Below are 15,819 nucleotides of genomic sequence, written 5' to 3' on the forward strand. Positions count from 1 at the left end.
TACACTCGCTGAGAAGGAAATAATAAGATGGAAGTTCGTCTACAGAAAGTGATTGCGGCGTCTGGGCTCGCTTCCCGGCGGAAGGCGGAGGAGTGGATTGCGCAGGGGCGAGTGACGATTAACGGAAAGATTGTGCGAGAGCTGGGGACTCGCATCGATCCCGAACGCGATCACGTGAAAGTGGATGGCCGGCATATCAAGGGAGTAGAGCCCTATGCATACCTTCTGCTCAATAAGCCGAAAGGCATTGTCTCCACACTCAACGATCCCGAGGGCCGCCCCACGATCGAAAATCTTCTGCACGGGGTCACGCTTCGCGTCTTTCCGGTGGGGCGATTGGATTTTGATACGGAAGGCCTGATGCTCTTGACGAATCACGGGGAGCTGGCACAGGCGCTTCTGCATCCTCGCTACCATGTGGCGAAGGTGTATTTGGCGAAAGTGAAAGGCGTGCTCAATGACGAGGAAATCAGCCAGCTTGCGCGAGGCGTCAAATTAGAGGATGGAATGACGGCCCCGGCCATGGTCAAGAAAGTGCGAAAGGCTGAGGAAAACTCATGGCTCGAAGTCACGATCTATGAAGGTCGAAAGCATCAGATCAAGCGCATGTTCGAAGTTGTCGGCCATCCGGTATTGAAGCTGAAACGGATCAAGTTCGGTCCCCTGGCACTGGGAGATCTCCTTCCCGGGGAATTTCGCTATCTCACGGACCGTGAAGCGAACACCTTGCGGGCGATTTTCAAATACAAGCAGGAGCAAGAACTAGAGGGCATACAGCCTGAGTCGGTTCGGCTTCAGAAGCCCGTTCGGCGCAGCCCGGCTCGCTCGCCACGGCAGCCTGCGCGTTCTGCAGGACAACCCATGCGTTCGGGATGGCAGCCGACACCTTCCCCAGGAAAGCCAGCCCGTCCTGCTCGGCAGCCCGCAGGGTCGCCACGGCGGCCCGTGGATTCTGCACGGCGGTCTCCGCGCCGCATGCGGAGGTCCGCATGATGGCACGCACGCATACGTGCGGCGAGTTGCGCCGTCGCCATGTCGGTCAAACCGTGACACTTACTGGCTGGGTGCAGCGGCGGCGCGACCACGGCAGCGTGCTTTTTATTGATGTACGCGACCGTCATGGCATAACGCAGATCGTCTTCAATTCGGAACAAGCTCCACATGTGCACAAGCAAGGCGAGAAGCTCGGCAGCGAGGACGTCATTGCCATCACCGGTATGGTGAGCCAACGGCCGGAGGGCGCGGATAATCCCAATCTGTCAACCGGGGACATCGAAGTGTTGGTGCAGCATCTTGAGATTCTCAATGAGGCTAAGACGCCGCCCTTCATGATCGAGGATGACGCCGAGATTACCGATACGCTTCGCCTAAAGTATCGCTATCTCGATTTGCGCCGTCCCAAAATGCAGCGGCTGCTCGAACTCCGTCACCGGGTCTCTGCAGGGGTCCGGTCTTTTCTCAATGAGCACCAGTTTCTCGAGGTCGAGACACCAATGCTGACAAAGAGCACACCGGAAGGCGCTCGCGACTACCTTGTGCCCAGCCGTGTCAACCCCGGGACGTTCTTCGCACTTCCGCAATCTCCACAATTGTTCAAACAGATTCTCATGGTGGCTGGAGCGGACCGGTACTATCAGATCGCACGCTGCTTCCGTGATGAAGATCTTCGGTTTGATCGGCAGCCTGAGTTCACGCAAATCGACATCGAAATGTCGTTTGTCGACCGCGAGCAGATCATGTCGCTCATGGAACAGATGATCAGCTCGATCTTTAAAGAGATCGCCGGAATCGAACTCACGCTGCCGTTCCCGAGAATGGCCTATGCCGATGCCATTGGCCGATATGGGTCGGACAAACCCGATCTGCGATTCGGTATGCCGCTCCATGATCTCAATGACTTTGCGGCGAAGAGCGACTTCAAAGTATTCAAAGAGACGATTGCCAAGGGCGGAATGGTCAAAGCCATTGTTGTCGTAGGCGGCGCGTCGATTCCACGGAGCCGCATCGATACGCTGGGTGAGACGGCCAAGGGTTTTGGTGCGAAAGGTCTGGCCTGGGTCAAGGTCATCGGAGAGGGCCAGTTGGAATCGGTCATTGCCAAGTTTCTGGACGCTCGCAGCCTGCTCGCCGCCGTGCCCGAGGCTGGCGTTGGGGACCTGCTGCTTTTCGTGGCCGACAAGCCGAGTGTCGTGCATGACGTGCTTGGCCGGCTTCGACTTCTACTGGCCGAGGAGTTGAACCTGATCGACCGGTCGTTGTGGCGGCCGCTGTGGGTCCTCGACTTTCCCTTGCTGGATTACGACAACGAGGCGAAGCGCTATGTGGCAATGCATCATCCGTTCACCGCGCCGCTGGATGACGACCTGCCGCTCTTCGAGTCCGATCCTGTAAAGGTCCGCGCAAAAGCCTACGACATGGTCTTGAACGGGAATGAAATCGGCGGGGGCAGTATCCGTATCCATCGCAGAGACATCCAGAGCCAAGTATTCGACTTGCTTGGAATCAGCAAGGAAGAAGCCGCGGCCAAGTTCGGCTTCCTGTTGGACGCCTTGGAATACGGGGCGCCGCCGCACGGCGGGATTGCCTTCGGCCTCGACCGGCTGATCATGTTGCTGGGCGGCGCGGGATCCATTCGAGACGTCATCGCATTTCCCAAGACGCAAAAGGCACAGTGTTTGATGACGGAGGCGCCCTCGCCTGTCGATCCGGAGCAACTCAAAGAACTTCATATCAAGGTGGATAGGGTTGAGTAGCCACTCGCCGCTGCAGTTCATCCTGATTGTCATTGCGCCTAGCTAATGGCTGGGAATACCTTCGGCACACTCTTTTGCGTCACCTCCTTCGGCGAAAGCCACGGACCGGCCATCGGCTGTGTCGTCGATGGCTGCCCTCCTGGATTATCCCTGACAGTCGGCGATATTCAGCAAGAACTCGATCGCCGCAAGCCCGGGACGTCCCGTCACGTCTCGCAACGCCAGGAATCCGATCGCGTCGAGATTCTCTCCGGTTTGTTTGAAGGAAAGACCACCGGGACGCCCATCGCGCTGCTTATTCGAAACGAGGATCAACGCAGCCGAGACTACGGCAATCTGGCAGACACGTTCCGACCCGGCCACGCCGACTACACCTATTGGCAGAAGTATGGGATCCGTGATTATCGCGGGGGTGGTCGAGCGTCCGCCCGGGAGACGGCCGTGCGCGTCGCGGCGGCGGCTATCGCAAAAAAATGGTTGCATGAAAAATATGGCGTCGTCGTCCGCGGCTATCTCAGCCAACTGGGTCCTATAGAGGCTCCATTCACGACATGGGAGGCCATCGGCACGAATCCGTTCTTCGTGGCCGATCCTCAGGCCGTCTCGAAGCTCGAGACTTTTATGGATGAGTTGCGGAAGGCAGGCGACTCGGTCGGAGCGAAGATCACGGCGGTGGCTGAACATGTGCCCGTCGGTTGGGGCAGTCCTGTGTATAAGAAACTGGATGCGGATCTCGCGGCGGCAATGATGAGCATCAATGCAGTCAAAGGCGTAGAAATCGGGGCAGGTTTTGCATCAATCGCCCAGCGCGGCTCGGAGCATGGCGACGAATTGACGCCGGAGGGGTTTGTCACCAACCATGCGGGCGGAATTCTCGGCGGTATTTCGACGGGTCAAGATATTGTCGTGACAATCGCGATCAAGCCGACGTCCAGCATCCGCATTCCGAGGCGGTCGATCGACAAGCAGGGTCGTCCGGTGGTCGTCGAGACGGAAGGCCGCCATGATCCGTGCGTCGGCATCCGAGCCACGCCGATCGTCGAAGCCATGCTTGCGCTCGTCTTGATGGATCATGCCCTGCTCCACCGGGCGCAAAACGCCGATGTCACAACAGGTACTCGAAAAGTCCCCGGCAAGGCCCCTATGGAATACGGATCACCAAGAAAGCCGGCTACTTCGTCCAAGACTAATCCAAACCCAAGTGAAGCGTGATGTCGTCGCTTCTTGGATAGGCCACTGACCGCTGCCTTGTTATCCTTCTTCAGAGGCGTCTATGCTAGGAGAGTATGGTCCTGGAGAGACCTGTCAAGCTTCTTCCCTATCTCACCTGCCTCGCGCTGATTTTCGTCCTCATCGGATGCACTCTCTTTGAAGCAAAAGAAATGCGCTTCCTGCGAAGCGCTCACAATCGCGCAACTCAGGAAGAAGTTCAACAGCAACTTGGATCTCCAACAGTCGCCAAAGCGGCTCCTTCAGGTCAATCTGTTTGGATATATCAGATTCATGACTGGCAACCCGGAGATAATCGCGTTACGGCGCCTGGCACTTGGTGTGATGAGTACATTTTGATGTTTGACGACCAGGCCATCCTGCGCCATTGGACCCACAAGAACTATTTTCATGGCGGCGAGGCGTTTCCGAGTTACTGTGTGCCTGACCGCTATTACTCCGGTTCATAGAGACGAACCCTCCTCAGCCATACACTACAGCACAAAGAAAGCCTAATGAGAGAGATGTCTCTCTCCCATAGCCACCAACTCACGAGACCTACCAACAGTGCAATCGGAGCCGTTAAAACGAATACGACGGCGATATCGAGAGGGCTGAGTAAAGGAGCAGCGATGTGACACGATTCACCTTGACCCTGTTTCACTATGCGTACGAGCAGGGCGGAGTTTTTGGCGTGGCTTTTGAAGCCGAATGAATAGACATCGCCCAAGACCGGTATGGCTCCGATGAAGCCATTGAGGGTTGATGGTATGCCATTCGTATCAAATCATTGGTTGGAACGTGTAATTGGCGCGCAATGAGGAGGATCAGAGCCCCACTGAGAACCGCAAGCACGTCGCCAACGACTGGCATCAGGCCCACGATGGGATCTGCCCCAAAGCGGATACTGGTACCGGGTAAGCGAATGGCGTCGTCCAGTAGGTGCGCGATCAGCTCAGCCTGTTGTTCTTTTGATCGGACTTGTTCCATGCCGAATTGTACTTCTTTGCAATCCCGTGATTCATGTCAGGTTGCATCGGCAGAACGCCCCTGTTCTCGTTTACACCACATTGCATAACACGGTACGCCGGACAGAACGATTGCCATGCCGAGGGCGGATTCAAGAGGCCGATGGACCATGCTATAGCCGATGACGAGGACGAAGACGGCGATAGGCACACACGGCAGGAGCGGATACAGCGGAGTACAATAGTGCCGTACAAGTGCCGGTTGCCGGTGTCTGAGGACGATCACCGCGCCGAGCGTTAGCGCCGTAAACACGGATAGGACGAAGCCACTGAAGACCACAAGCTGCTCAAACGTGCCGGTCAGAATGAGAATCGATGTCCACCCGCTTTGCAGGATAATGGCTCGCACCGGTACGCCGGTGTTGGGCGCTAATGCCTTGAAGAAAGACGGGAAGATACCGTCTGCCGCCATTGCCCAATAGACCCGCGGGCCTGCCCACACCATCGCACTTACGCCACCCGCGATAGACACACAGAGAAGGGCCGCAACGAACCGGGCAGTTGCTGGACCCCACAGGGCCGCCGCTGCCTTTTCCGCAACGGGGAGGATCGGCGGCTCGGCGAGAGCCGTGACCGTCAGCGCATATAGATAGACCAGATTGAGTAACACATAGAGCAGCGCCACGAAGGCCGTCCCTCCGATGACGATCTTGGGAATGGTTCGTTGAGGGTCGGCGATTTCTCCAGCGATGTACCCGATGACGTTCCATCCCAGATAGGTATAGAGCACGAAGATCAGCGCCACCATGAAGGGACCGATGTCGGGGTGTATGGAGGGGCTCTGTTCCAGGATATGGTCCCAACTACCGCGCCCGAACAGAAATCCAGCGAAGATCATGAGGACAATGGCGCCGATTTTCATAGTCGTCAGCACACGCTGCAGCCGGCCGCCTGCTCCCGTTCCTGCCGCATGGACGGCCGTCATGATCCACACAAGAACGAGGGCAACGGTTTTTGAGGCCATGCTATTGTCATCGGCTAGAGGGACCAATCGAAGCGCATATGAGGCGAAACTCACCGAGGCGGCTGCGATGCCAGCTCCAAATCCGACGGTAAATGAGGTCCATCCGCTCAAGAAGCCGATGAACGGGCCATAGGCATGACGCAGATACACGTAGTCGCCGCCGGCACGAGGCATTGCCGCCGGCAGTTCGCTATAGGCCATCGCGGCGGCCATCGCGAGGAACCCGCCGAAGATCCAGAGAAACAAAATAAGAATAGGATCGCCCAGATCGCGCGCCATGAAACCCGTCGTGGTGAAGATACCACCGCCAATGATGTTGCTGACCAAGACGCAGGCGGCCGTGAACCAGCCGATCTTGGAACGGCCGCCAGGCGGCTCACTCATGAGTATTCACGGCGAACACTTGAAAGTGTTGCTTGGGCAGAAAGTCGAATTCGCCGGACAGGCGATAGCCGGCAGTTTCCATCTCCTATCGCACGGTGTCTTTCGAGGTGGCATGACCGAAGAGGGAGCCAAGCCAACTGCCTTTCTTGAAGTCAATGATGGCAATGCGCCCGTTCGGCCGGAGCGAACGGGGCCAGGCCCCTCGCATAAGCGACACGATCCGGAAGGTGGTGATAAGTATTACAGGTGAAGACGAGATCGACATCGTGCACTGGCAGACGCGGATCTTTCGGTGCGGCCAATGTCAATTCAATCTGCCGCGGCATCCCGCCTCGTTGCATGCCTTCCGTTTCGATAAATCGAAGGCTGGCTTCATCCGTATCCACGGCATACACCGTGCCGTCAGGTCCCACGCCCTCCGCTAACAGGAAGGTGAAATACCCTCCTCCCGCCCCAAGATCGGCGACATGCGAGCCCTCTGTTATATGGAGGGCTTGAATGACATTCTTTGGCTGCTGCCAGATATCCCGCTCCGGATCGTTCATATGCTGGTAGGCGATTTGTGAACAGGCGTTTAGGCACAGGAGCAGGCCAAACATGCGAATAGCGAGAGAGTGGAGGTATCTCATGTCTCATCTCCCTGTCGACATGCATCGATCCTCAGATTTCTTTCAACCCCCTCAAGAATTCGCCTAATACGAAGAGAAAGCGTTCCGGGTCTTCAGCCATCATGAAATGCCCGGTGTTGAACTCCTTCACCTGTGCACCGGGAATCTGTTCCTGAATTCCCTTCGCGATGGCTGGTGTCGCGACATCGTCTTTTGCGCCGACCATAACCAGGGTAGGGACCCTGATTTGCGACAGCTGTCCATGCACGTTGAATTGCGACATGGACGTCAGGGCCTGCCGAATGACCGTCGCATTCCAGGTCGGGATGCGGTCAAGAAGCGGTTGATAAATTTTAGGGTCTGTACCCGGAGGAAAGCTCTCCACGATCATATTCTTCGATACTTCACGGTAATCTCGAGGCGCGCCGATCGAGGGAATGTGTTTATCGAGGACCATTGCACCATCGGTCGTCGAGACCAATACCAGTGCTTTGACACGTGAAGGATTGTCGAGTGCGAGGCGTTGAAGAATCATCCCGCCCATCGAAACGCCGACCCACACGGGCTTCTCAATATGTAACGCGTCGGCCAGCTTGATCAGATCTTTCGAGAATTGATCAATCGTAAATCCCGTATCCGGTTTGTCCGAGTCTCCATAGCCGCGAAGGTCGACGGCAATCCCGCGAAACTCCGGGGAATAGGCATCAAGATATTTAGGGAAAATATTGCTCGTGGTGACGACACCGTGAACGAAAATCACCGGCTCCCCGGTCCCGGCTTCCAAAATACTCACGTTTGTCCCGTCGACGTTCACCGATCTCCGTCTCGGCTGTTGGGCCGTGGGCAATGCACTCTTGTTGTCTGGAGATTTGGCTTGGATCGCTTTCGTGCGATCCAGGCGGCCGGAATCGGATGCACCGGAGCATCCGGCTAGTCCAGCGATGGCCAACATGGCTACAGCAACGAATCTGCGCATACGGCTCCTTTCGGCAAGATGGATCTCGGATGATGGCCCCAATTATGCCACTTAAGTGAGCGCCATTGCGATGATGTTTCGCGGTACCAATGTCGTTTTAGGGGCCAGGGACTGTTGATTTGGTTCAGGCTGGACACGATCTACACAGCAGCGATACACTTTGCGGCCGCCATCATGAAGGGCAACGGTGACCATGCAAGAATCTCCGATTAAGATCGTCGATATCAAACACGTCACCGTCTATCGCGGTGACGCCGAAGTCTTCACCGACTTCTCGCTCGAGATTCCGCCGGGCTGTCACACGGCTATTCTTGGCCCAAATGGTGCTGGTAAATCGACGTTATTGAAATTGCTGTCTCGAGAATTGCATCCGGTGCACCGTGAAGGCAGTTACGTCCGCCTGTTCGGCGAGGAACAGTGGAATGTGTGGGCGCTCCGCTCAAGGCTTGGCATTGTCTCGCATGATCTACAGCATCAGTATCTGGACCATGTTCGCGGAATGGACATCGTGCTGTCGGGCCGCTATGCGAGCATCGGGGTGTATCAACATCAGCATTTCAGTGACGACGATCGAACCCGAGCAACGCAGCTTATCAGTGAACTGGGGGTCATACATCTGAAGGATCGGAAATTTGCAGAAATGTCCACCGGCGAACAGCGCCGCTTCTTACTGGGCCGCGCCCTGATGCACCAGCCTCGCGCACTGATTCTGGATGAGCCGACCAGCGGGCTTGATGTGAAGGCTTGTATACAGTACCTCGACATTCTCCGTCATCTCATACATCAGAAGAAGACCATCGTACTTGTGACGCACCATATTCATGAGATCCCGCCTGAGGTCTCGCGCGTCGTACTGTTAAAACAGGGGGTCGTCCTTGCGGATGGTATGAAGGCGGACATCCTGACGGCGGCCAATCTCAGTGCCCTCTTTGAGACGCCCCTTGAAGTCGTGCAGGTAAACGGCTTTTTTCAAGTCATGCCGGCAAATAGTGTGGCTCAGCGATAACTGCATGGGAGGGCAATTAGAGGTGGCGTATAGAGGTGGCGTAGGGCGGCGCTGAATGTTCAAAAAGGCAAGTAATCCACCCGTCAGCCACAAGCGCGCCGAGACGAGCTCCTTGAGCAAGACTGCAGCGAGGAGCGGGGCATCACATTTCACCGTCCAATCAAGACGCTCATGAACATCGCCAAGGCCGACGTAGGTCTTCAGCACTCGTTTAGTTACCTACGTGCCGACGGCGCCTACGCGGGTAGACTCTTAGTATTAAGCATGAGTCAAAGGAGCTGTATTGTAATCGACGCACGTCAGCTTGATGTGAGTCTCCTTCAGGAGGAAGCATGAAGGGCGGGTTGTGTATCATTCTCCTCGCATTGGCAGGATGTGCTTCGAATGCGCCATCATCGGGCGGGGTATCACCGGCAGCAGATCCAACATTCAGATCACTGACCGATGCCCAAGCGTACTACGACAAGCTTGAGCAGCAACAGAGAAAAATGTTGGCGAACTTTCCATCAATTAAGCGAGCGCCTTGTCCGCCGGAGCCTGGACAAATCCCTGGAACGCCATAAGGCAGCTGCTTAAGCGGGTGCACCGATCCTCTCAGTGCGCGGTCCTTGGAATACGCCTCAATGTTCAGGGCAGGTGAGATACCGGTGAGGCCAAAAGCCATGGGTAGTCTTCTACAAATTTCCTAATACCAAGGCCGCTTCAATGAGCAGAGATGTTAAAACTGAGGAGCTTTCAGGACGATCAGAGCAGCCTTGCGGAAATCCTTCTTGAGGTTGGCATGGAGGAGGAGGTTGGACTGTGTTGTTATGGGCCAAAAAGGAGGCGGCCTATGAGCGGGTAAAGACATATTAAAGTATCTATCCGTCCCCTTTGGAGAGTGGAGCAACGCTCTGGAGTGTCTGACGCAGACGTTCTTGTATTGCATCGGACCTTCTGCGAGCTTGTTCAACCGCCTGCGGATACCAGACACTATCGTCACCCAGCACTTGCTCGGGCTTCCGGCGCATCTTCGCTCGCAGCACCGCCCGATTCACGACAGAGAAAAAAGCATCCGGGTCTACTGGTTTGTGAAGGAAGGCATACGCGCCACGCTGTGCGGCGAGCTGCTCAAGTTGCACGTTTCCATGCCCGCTAATGAGAACGACGGGCGTGTCCGGGCGTGCCTGATGGCATTCGTAGAGTAACGCAATCCCGTCAAGACCGGGCAGAACAAGATCGCTCACCACGACATCATAATCGCGGGTACGTATCGCGGTTAATGCCGTTTCAGCATCGGTCGCCGTATCAATGATGAACGTTGGACGGTGACGCAATAGCAGTTGATGCATAAAGAAATGTCTGGTTATCGTCGACGAGCAGTATGTGTGTCACAATGAGATTTTACAGCATATGACAAAATACGCACATCGGACAGGGAGGAAGAGAGGCAGTTATCCTTTTCTTACGTCTTACCGCTATGGAAGCGATCGCGAATTCGATAGCTTACGTATTCTGTTCCACCTACTGAAGCGCCCCCTTACGCCACGGCAGTTCAGAATTCGCTAGAATACTGGTGCGGGGATACAACGACTTTTTGATGGAGTGAAGAGGCCTTCTTACGTGCGTCGGCGGTATCCTGGATCCTCAAATGGCCTTTTCCGCCGTGCTCGCGAGCAAAATCGGGGATTTCAGCTGAAACCTTCGGATACCCCTGGATTGCTGGCTAACGTGCACTCTCCTTGAAAACCATGGTTGCACTTCCAAAAGAAATTCGGGGCCATAGTTCGAGGAGCTGGCAACCCGGTGCGCACAAAAAGATGCACCTTTCCCCCGATGTACACGTGTGTTGGCTACTCAAGCATGCGTTCAGGAAAGAGGGGTGGGGGTTGTAACGCCCTACCCCTCCCTCCGATCCCCCTCAATGGTGCCTCATCGAACCCCGCTTGAGACTACAGCCAGGTCACGCGTTCAGCCGGCCGAATGTAGATCGGCTCTTCGACCTGGATGCGCGCCACTTCCTTGCCCGACTTGTTAAACCCCAGCACGGTATCGTTGTACATCTCAAACCGCTTCCCGTGGATCTGGGTCTCAAACACCTTCGGCCCCGGAATGACATCGTACCGGAAGACGATCTGCTGGCTGGCGCGCCACAGCTGCAGCACCGCCAACAGCTCCCGGCTCGGTACCAGATACTTCTCGATGGCGTTGTCCACGCCCGGCCCAAACATCTGCCGCGCATACCCCCGCGGGCTGTGCCGCGGCGGAATGTAGAAGCCGTTGGGCTCGGTGCCCCACTGTGGATACAACGGCAGGGCCACCTGCTCCACCCGAATGGTGAAGTACAGGGGATGCCAGCGATCCTCCGCCCATAGGCCGTCTTCGCCGATCCGCACCAGGCTCTGCATGCGGATCTTCCCCACGCAGGCGCTCATGCAGCGCGTTTCCATCGGCTCGCCGCCCGTCAGCGGATCCTTGCCTTCGATCCGGGGATAGCAGGCAATGCACTTCTCGCTCACCCGCGTGGTGCCCCGGTACATCGGCTTCTTAAACGGACACTGCTCCACACACTTCTTGTACCCGCGGCACCGGTTCTGGTCGATCAGCACGATCCCGTCCTCCGGCCGCTTGTAGATGGCCTTGCGGGGACACGCTGCCAGACACCCCGGATACGTGCAGTGGTTACAGATCCGCTGGAGATAGAAGAAGAACGTTTCATGCTCCGGCAGACTGCTGCCCTGCAGCTTCCACGGTTCATCCCGCGAGAAGCCGGTCTTGTCGATGCCTTCGACGAGGGCCCGCATCGACGTGGCCGTATCCTCGTAGATGTTCACGAACCGCCACTCTTGGTCCGTCGGAATGTAGCCGATCGCCGCCTGACCGATCTTGGCCCCGGCGTCGAAAATGGTCATCCCTTCGAACACCCCGTACGGCGCATGGTGCTTGCGGCCCACCCGCACGTTCCACACCTGTCCGCCCGGGTTCACTTGCTCGATCAACTGCGTGATCTTCACGTCGTAGAACTGGGGGTACCCGCCGTAGGGCTTGGTCTCCACGTTGTTCCACCACATGTACTCCTGTCCCTTGGAAAACAGCCACGTGGACTTGTCCGCCATCGAGCAGGTCTGGCACGCCAGACACCGATTGATGTTAAACACGAAGGCGAACTGCCACTTGGGATGCCGCTCCTCATAGGGATAGAGCATCTTCCGTCCCAGTTGCCAGTTATAGACTTCCGGCATTGTCTTCCTCCTTCACATCCCAGGACTGAGGTGCGGGGACTGAGGACTGTGGTTGATGTTCAGCCCTCCATCCTCCTCACTCATCCTGATTTCTGATTGAATACTCAGTCCTCAGCACTCAGTCCTCAGACTTTGATCTTAATATGCTCGCCCCGGAGCCACTTGATCATGAACTCGTTCTCCTGGCCTGGGGTAAACCCGGTCCGCACCGGCTCCCATGGACCACGCGCCCCGATGCCGCCGTCCTCCGCCTTCGTGATGCGGATGAGACATTCTTTCGGCACGGTGTTGACCCCGTGGTGATCGATCTGGAAGCCCCACTTGAACTTCCACGCCACCGCGTGCTTGCCCGGCAAGCTGTCGGTCTGGTGCATCGGCATCAGCCAGCTCCGCGTAAACGACTGTTGCGCGCCATACCGGAAGTTCGACTGATAGCCGGTATCCACGGCAATCGCGCGTCCGTCCGGCCGCGTCTCGTGCCCCTTGACCGACTTCGCCGTCGACACGTACGGGGCGTGCTTGGCCATCGTCACGTGGTACGGATACGACGGGTTGTACTTCGCCCGGATCATCAACCGCGCCACCTTATAGTACGGATCCGACGGCTTCCAGCCGCGATACGGCCGGTCCACCGGGTTGCCGTCCACATAGATGTAGTCGCCGTCGTTGATGCCGCGGTCTTTGGCTGCCTGCGGGTTGATGTGCAACTGGTGCTCGCCGACGCCCGGCGTCCGCTTGTCCATCCGGTACGGATCGCCGAAGTTGCTCTCATAAATCTGCACCCAGTCGTTCACCGACCACTGGCTGTGGACCCGATGCCGGGTCTTGGGCGTCACGCAGTAGAACTGGTAGCCCTTCTCCCAGAGCGGATTGCTCTGCCGCTTGATTTCCTGCCACGGCAGCTTCAAGTTCCGCACGTGCTTGTCGTCATGGTGCTGCGCGGTGATCGGAATGCCGTAGTCGTCCGGCCGGACGTACGGATTCGTCGTGAAGATCGCGTTGGGCAGGTACGGGGTCGCTTCCGGCCCTTCGCGATGGACGACGAAGTTCTCGCCGTATTCGATGGCCTCCGGCTCGATCCGGTAGGTCTCGATGCGGCCCGACCGCGTCCACTGCGGCTTGCTCTCGTTCGTCTCCTCCCACAGCGGGTGCCGCGGGTACGTGCGCACCATGACCATCCAGCCCTTCTCCGACTTCAACATCGTATCGACGTTGTAGCCGTAATAGGTGCTGGAGGCATCCAACATGCGCTGCGGATAGACGTCCACCCGGTTCTGATACACGAAGTGGAACACGCCCTTCATGCGCGCATCCCCGGTGATTTCGGTCAACTTCGCCGCCACGCCGGCAAAGGTGTCCGCATCGTTGCGCGTGTCGTACAACGGCCGGATGCCGCCCTTCCAGATCTGCACCCACGGATTGGAGACCGTCATGGTCATTTCCGGATAGGTAAATTCCATCCAGCTGTTGCAGGCAAAGGCCACGTCCGCATGGTTCACGTCCGAGGTCATCTCAATATCCTGCGTGATCAGGCATTCGATATTGGGATCGACGTTCTTGACCATGTCGTAGTGGTGCTTGGAGTTATTGAGCACGTTCACGTTGGTCACCCAGCGGAACTTGCTCGGCGTCGGCATGTGCGTCTTGCCCGTGAAGACCTTGCGGCCATACTTGGGCGTGTTCACGATCAAGGCCGTATCGCCATGGTTCCAGAAGCCCACGTCCTCGCCATAGTAGTAGGACTTGGTCTTGACTTCCTTCCCATGCGCCTTGGCATCTAGGGTCAGATTGAACGGATCTTCGCCGGTATGCACCGCGAGTCCCGCCCCCGACCACGGCGTCGCCGTCCACCCGCCGGCCTTGTAGTTGCCGGACCAGGTATGGCAGCCCGTCCCGAACTTGCCGATATTGCCGGTCACGGTACAGATCAGCGCCGCGCCGCGCCCGTTCTCGGTCATATGGAAGTAGTGGCACACGCCTTCGCCGTTGTGAATCGCCATCGGCTTGATCGTGCCGTTATCCCGGGCCCACCGGACGATGAGGTCCTTCGGTGACCGGCTGATCTGATGCACCGTATCCAGGTCATAGTCCTGCAAGTGCACCTGATACAACTGGTAGACCGGCGCCACGTCGACTTCCCGGCCACTGAGCAGCTTCACGCGATACGTTCCCGTGAGGGCCGCATCGATGCCGCTCTGTTGATAGTGCCACCCCACCTGCTCGCGGTGCAGCGGCACCGCCTGGTTTTTCGCCAGATCCCAGACCATCATGCCGCCGAGCCGTTGCACCTGCTCCGGCTTGAGCGACTGCACCATCCCCGAATAGGACTTCGAGAAGTCCGGGAAGGCATAATCCTTGACCACATCCCGCGGATCCAGATACTGCAAGGTATCCGTCCGGATCAGGATCGGCATGTCGGTGTAGCCCTTGATATAATCGATGTCCTGCATGTTCTCGTCGAGAATGATCTTCACCACGCCCAAGAACAAGGAGCAATCCGACTCCGGCCGGATGGGAATCCAATAGTCCGCCCGCGTCGCGGTCGGGTTGTACTCCGGCGTAATGACGACCACCCTGGCGCCTCGCTCGATACACTCCAACTTCCAGTGCGCTTCCGGCATCTTGTTCTCGACGAAGTTCTTGCCCCAGCTCGTATTCAGCTTGCTGAAGCGCATGTCGGCGAGATCCACGTCGCAGTTCTGGGTGCCGTTCCACCACGGCTGCGCCGGGTCCTGGTCGCCGTGCCAGGTGTAGTTGGTCCAATACCGGCCCCCCTGCGCCTGCTCGGGCGACACTTTGCGAATCCACGTGTCCAACAAGGGCAACACGCCGCCGTTAAAGCGCGTGTTCATCATCTTGCCGACGATGCCGAGCACCGGCATGCCCGCGCGATGCTTGAAGCAGCGCACCCCCGCGCCCTTCATCATCTCAATCATCTCCGGCGGATAGCCCTGCTCGCGCAACCGCCGCGCGCCGGCTTCGCCGCTATACTTGGTCGCAATCAGAATCGCCGCCTTGGCCACATAGGTAAACGCGGTATCCCAGGAGACCCGCACCATGTCGTCCAAGAACCGCGCATCGAACTTATATTTGCGCTTCATTTCCGGCGTCAGCTCCGGCGAGCCGGCGTCCATCCACTCCTTCCAGCCCCGCCGCATCAACGGGCCCTTGAGCCGATATGGGCCGTACACGCGCCGATGGAAGGTATACCCCTTCAAGCACATCCGCGGATTATGCGCAAACGTGCCGCGGTTGCCATAGAGATCTTCGTACGTCTGGTGATCGTAATTCTGCTCGACCCGCATGACCACGCCGTTGCGCACAAAGGCGCGGACCCGGCAGCCGTGCGTATCGTTGGGGGAGCAGCACCAGGTAAACGACGAATCGTACCGGTACTGGTCGTGATACACCCGCTCCCAGGAGCGGTCCGGGTACTCGCCGAGGGGGTTGCCCACCTCGATGACCGGCTGCAACGCCGTCAGCGCCAATGCCTTATCGGCAATGGCGGCCGCCGCCACCGTCCCCGCCGAGACCTTTAAAAATTGCCGTCGTGACAAAAACATTGCAACAACCTCCCTTCTTGCCCCTTGCGAAGCGCCTCTGCCAATATGTCAGTACGATTATATTTCGCCTCCTTCCGGGCCTCGGGTTCGCCTTTGTGAAGGCGGGA

General features: G+C 57.4%; 12 protein-coding genes. 5 read left to right on the plus strand and 7 right to left on the minus strand.

Annotated features, from left to right (window positions below):
* Positions 1-27: 27 nt before the first annotated feature.
* The 4 genes from ACWHYZ_RS07900 to ACWHYZ_RS07915 all read left to right on the plus strand — a co-directional run bounded on the left by ACWHYZ_RS07900 (position 28) and on the right by ACWHYZ_RS07915 (position 4,432).
* Positions 28-993: a pseudouridine synthase gene (locus tag ACWHYZ_RS07900; RefSeq protein WP_447986736.1), complete on the plus strand. Its 966-nt coding sequence runs from the start codon at positions 28-30 to the stop codon at positions 991-993.
* Positions 990-2,753, plus strand: a complete 1,764-nt coding sequence (gene aspS, locus ACWHYZ_RS07905) for an aspartate--tRNA ligase (protein WP_447986737.1) — start codon at positions 990-992, stop codon at positions 2,751-2,753. The genes ACWHYZ_RS07900 and aspS overlap by 4 nt, the downstream gene beginning before the upstream one ends.
* A 45-nt stretch (positions 2,754-2,798) precedes the next feature.
* Positions 2,799-3,965: a chorismate synthase gene (aroC, locus tag ACWHYZ_RS07910; RefSeq protein ID WP_447986738.1), complete on the plus strand. Its 1,167-nt coding sequence runs from the start codon at positions 2,799-2,801 to the stop codon at positions 3,963-3,965.
* Between the two features lie 74 nt (positions 3,966-4,039).
* The gene (locus ACWHYZ_RS07915) at positions 4,040-4,432 is read left to right on the plus strand and encodes a hypothetical protein (protein ID WP_447986739.1); all 393 of its coding nucleotides are present in this window, start codon (positions 4,040-4,042) and stop codon (positions 4,430-4,432) included.
* Positions 4,433-4,625: 193 nt separating this feature from the next.
* Here the strand turns inward: ACWHYZ_RS07915 and ACWHYZ_RS07920 are convergent, their stop codons facing one another.
* From ACWHYZ_RS07920 to ACWHYZ_RS07935, 4 genes are all read right to left on the minus strand, one after another.
* Entirely contained in the window at positions 4,626-4,952 is a 327-nt protein-coding gene (locus ACWHYZ_RS07920; protein ID WP_447986740.1) for a DUF4112 domain-containing protein, read from the minus strand.
* A gap of 36 nt (positions 4,953-4,988) precedes the next feature.
* A complete protein-coding gene (locus tag ACWHYZ_RS07925; protein ID WP_447986741.1) occupies positions 4,989-6,338 on the minus strand; it encodes an APC family permease in 1,350 nt (449 codons plus the stop codon).
* Between the two features lie 152 nt (positions 6,339-6,490).
* Positions 6,491-6,967 carry a class I SAM-dependent methyltransferase gene (locus ACWHYZ_RS07930; RefSeq protein WP_447986742.1) on the minus strand — a complete coding sequence of 159 codons (477 nt, stop codon included), beginning with the start codon at positions 6,965-6,967 and terminating at the stop codon, positions 6,491-6,493.
* A gap of 31 nt (positions 6,968-6,998) precedes the next feature.
* Positions 6,999-7,922 (minus strand): alpha/beta fold hydrolase, encoded by a 924-nt coding sequence (locus ACWHYZ_RS07935; RefSeq protein ID WP_447986743.1) that lies wholly within the window; start codon positions 7,920-7,922, stop codon positions 6,999-7,001.
* 193 nt (positions 7,923-8,115) lie between these two features.
* Between ACWHYZ_RS07935 and ACWHYZ_RS07940 the strand changes: the two genes are divergently transcribed.
* Positions 8,116-8,928, plus strand: coding sequence for an ABC transporter ATP-binding protein (locus ACWHYZ_RS07940; RefSeq protein WP_447987537.1), 813 nt, complete (start codon positions 8,116-8,118; stop codon positions 8,926-8,928).
* Between the two features lie 860 nt (positions 8,929-9,788).
* Here ACWHYZ_RS07940 and ACWHYZ_RS07945 read toward each other — a convergent pair.
* The 3 genes from ACWHYZ_RS07945 to ACWHYZ_RS07955 form a co-directional block, all read right to left on the minus strand.
* Positions 9,789-10,259, minus strand: coding sequence for a response regulator (locus ACWHYZ_RS07945; RefSeq protein WP_447986744.1), 471 nt, complete (start codon positions 10,257-10,259; stop codon positions 9,789-9,791).
* Between the two features lie 600 nt (positions 10,260-10,859).
* On the minus strand, positions 10,860-12,149 hold the full coding sequence (locus ACWHYZ_RS07950) for a 4Fe-4S dicluster domain-containing protein (RefSeq protein ID WP_447984456.1): 1,290 nt from the start codon (positions 12,147-12,149) through the stop codon (positions 10,860-10,862).
* Between the two features lie 125 nt (positions 12,150-12,274).
* Entirely contained in the window at positions 12,275-15,712 is a 3,438-nt protein-coding gene (locus ACWHYZ_RS07955) for a molybdopterin-dependent oxidoreductase (RefSeq protein WP_447986745.1), read from the minus strand.
* Between the last annotated feature and the right edge of the window lie 107 nt (positions 15,713-15,819).

It is taken from the genome of Nitrospira sp. Nam74, from assembly GCF_965152615.1.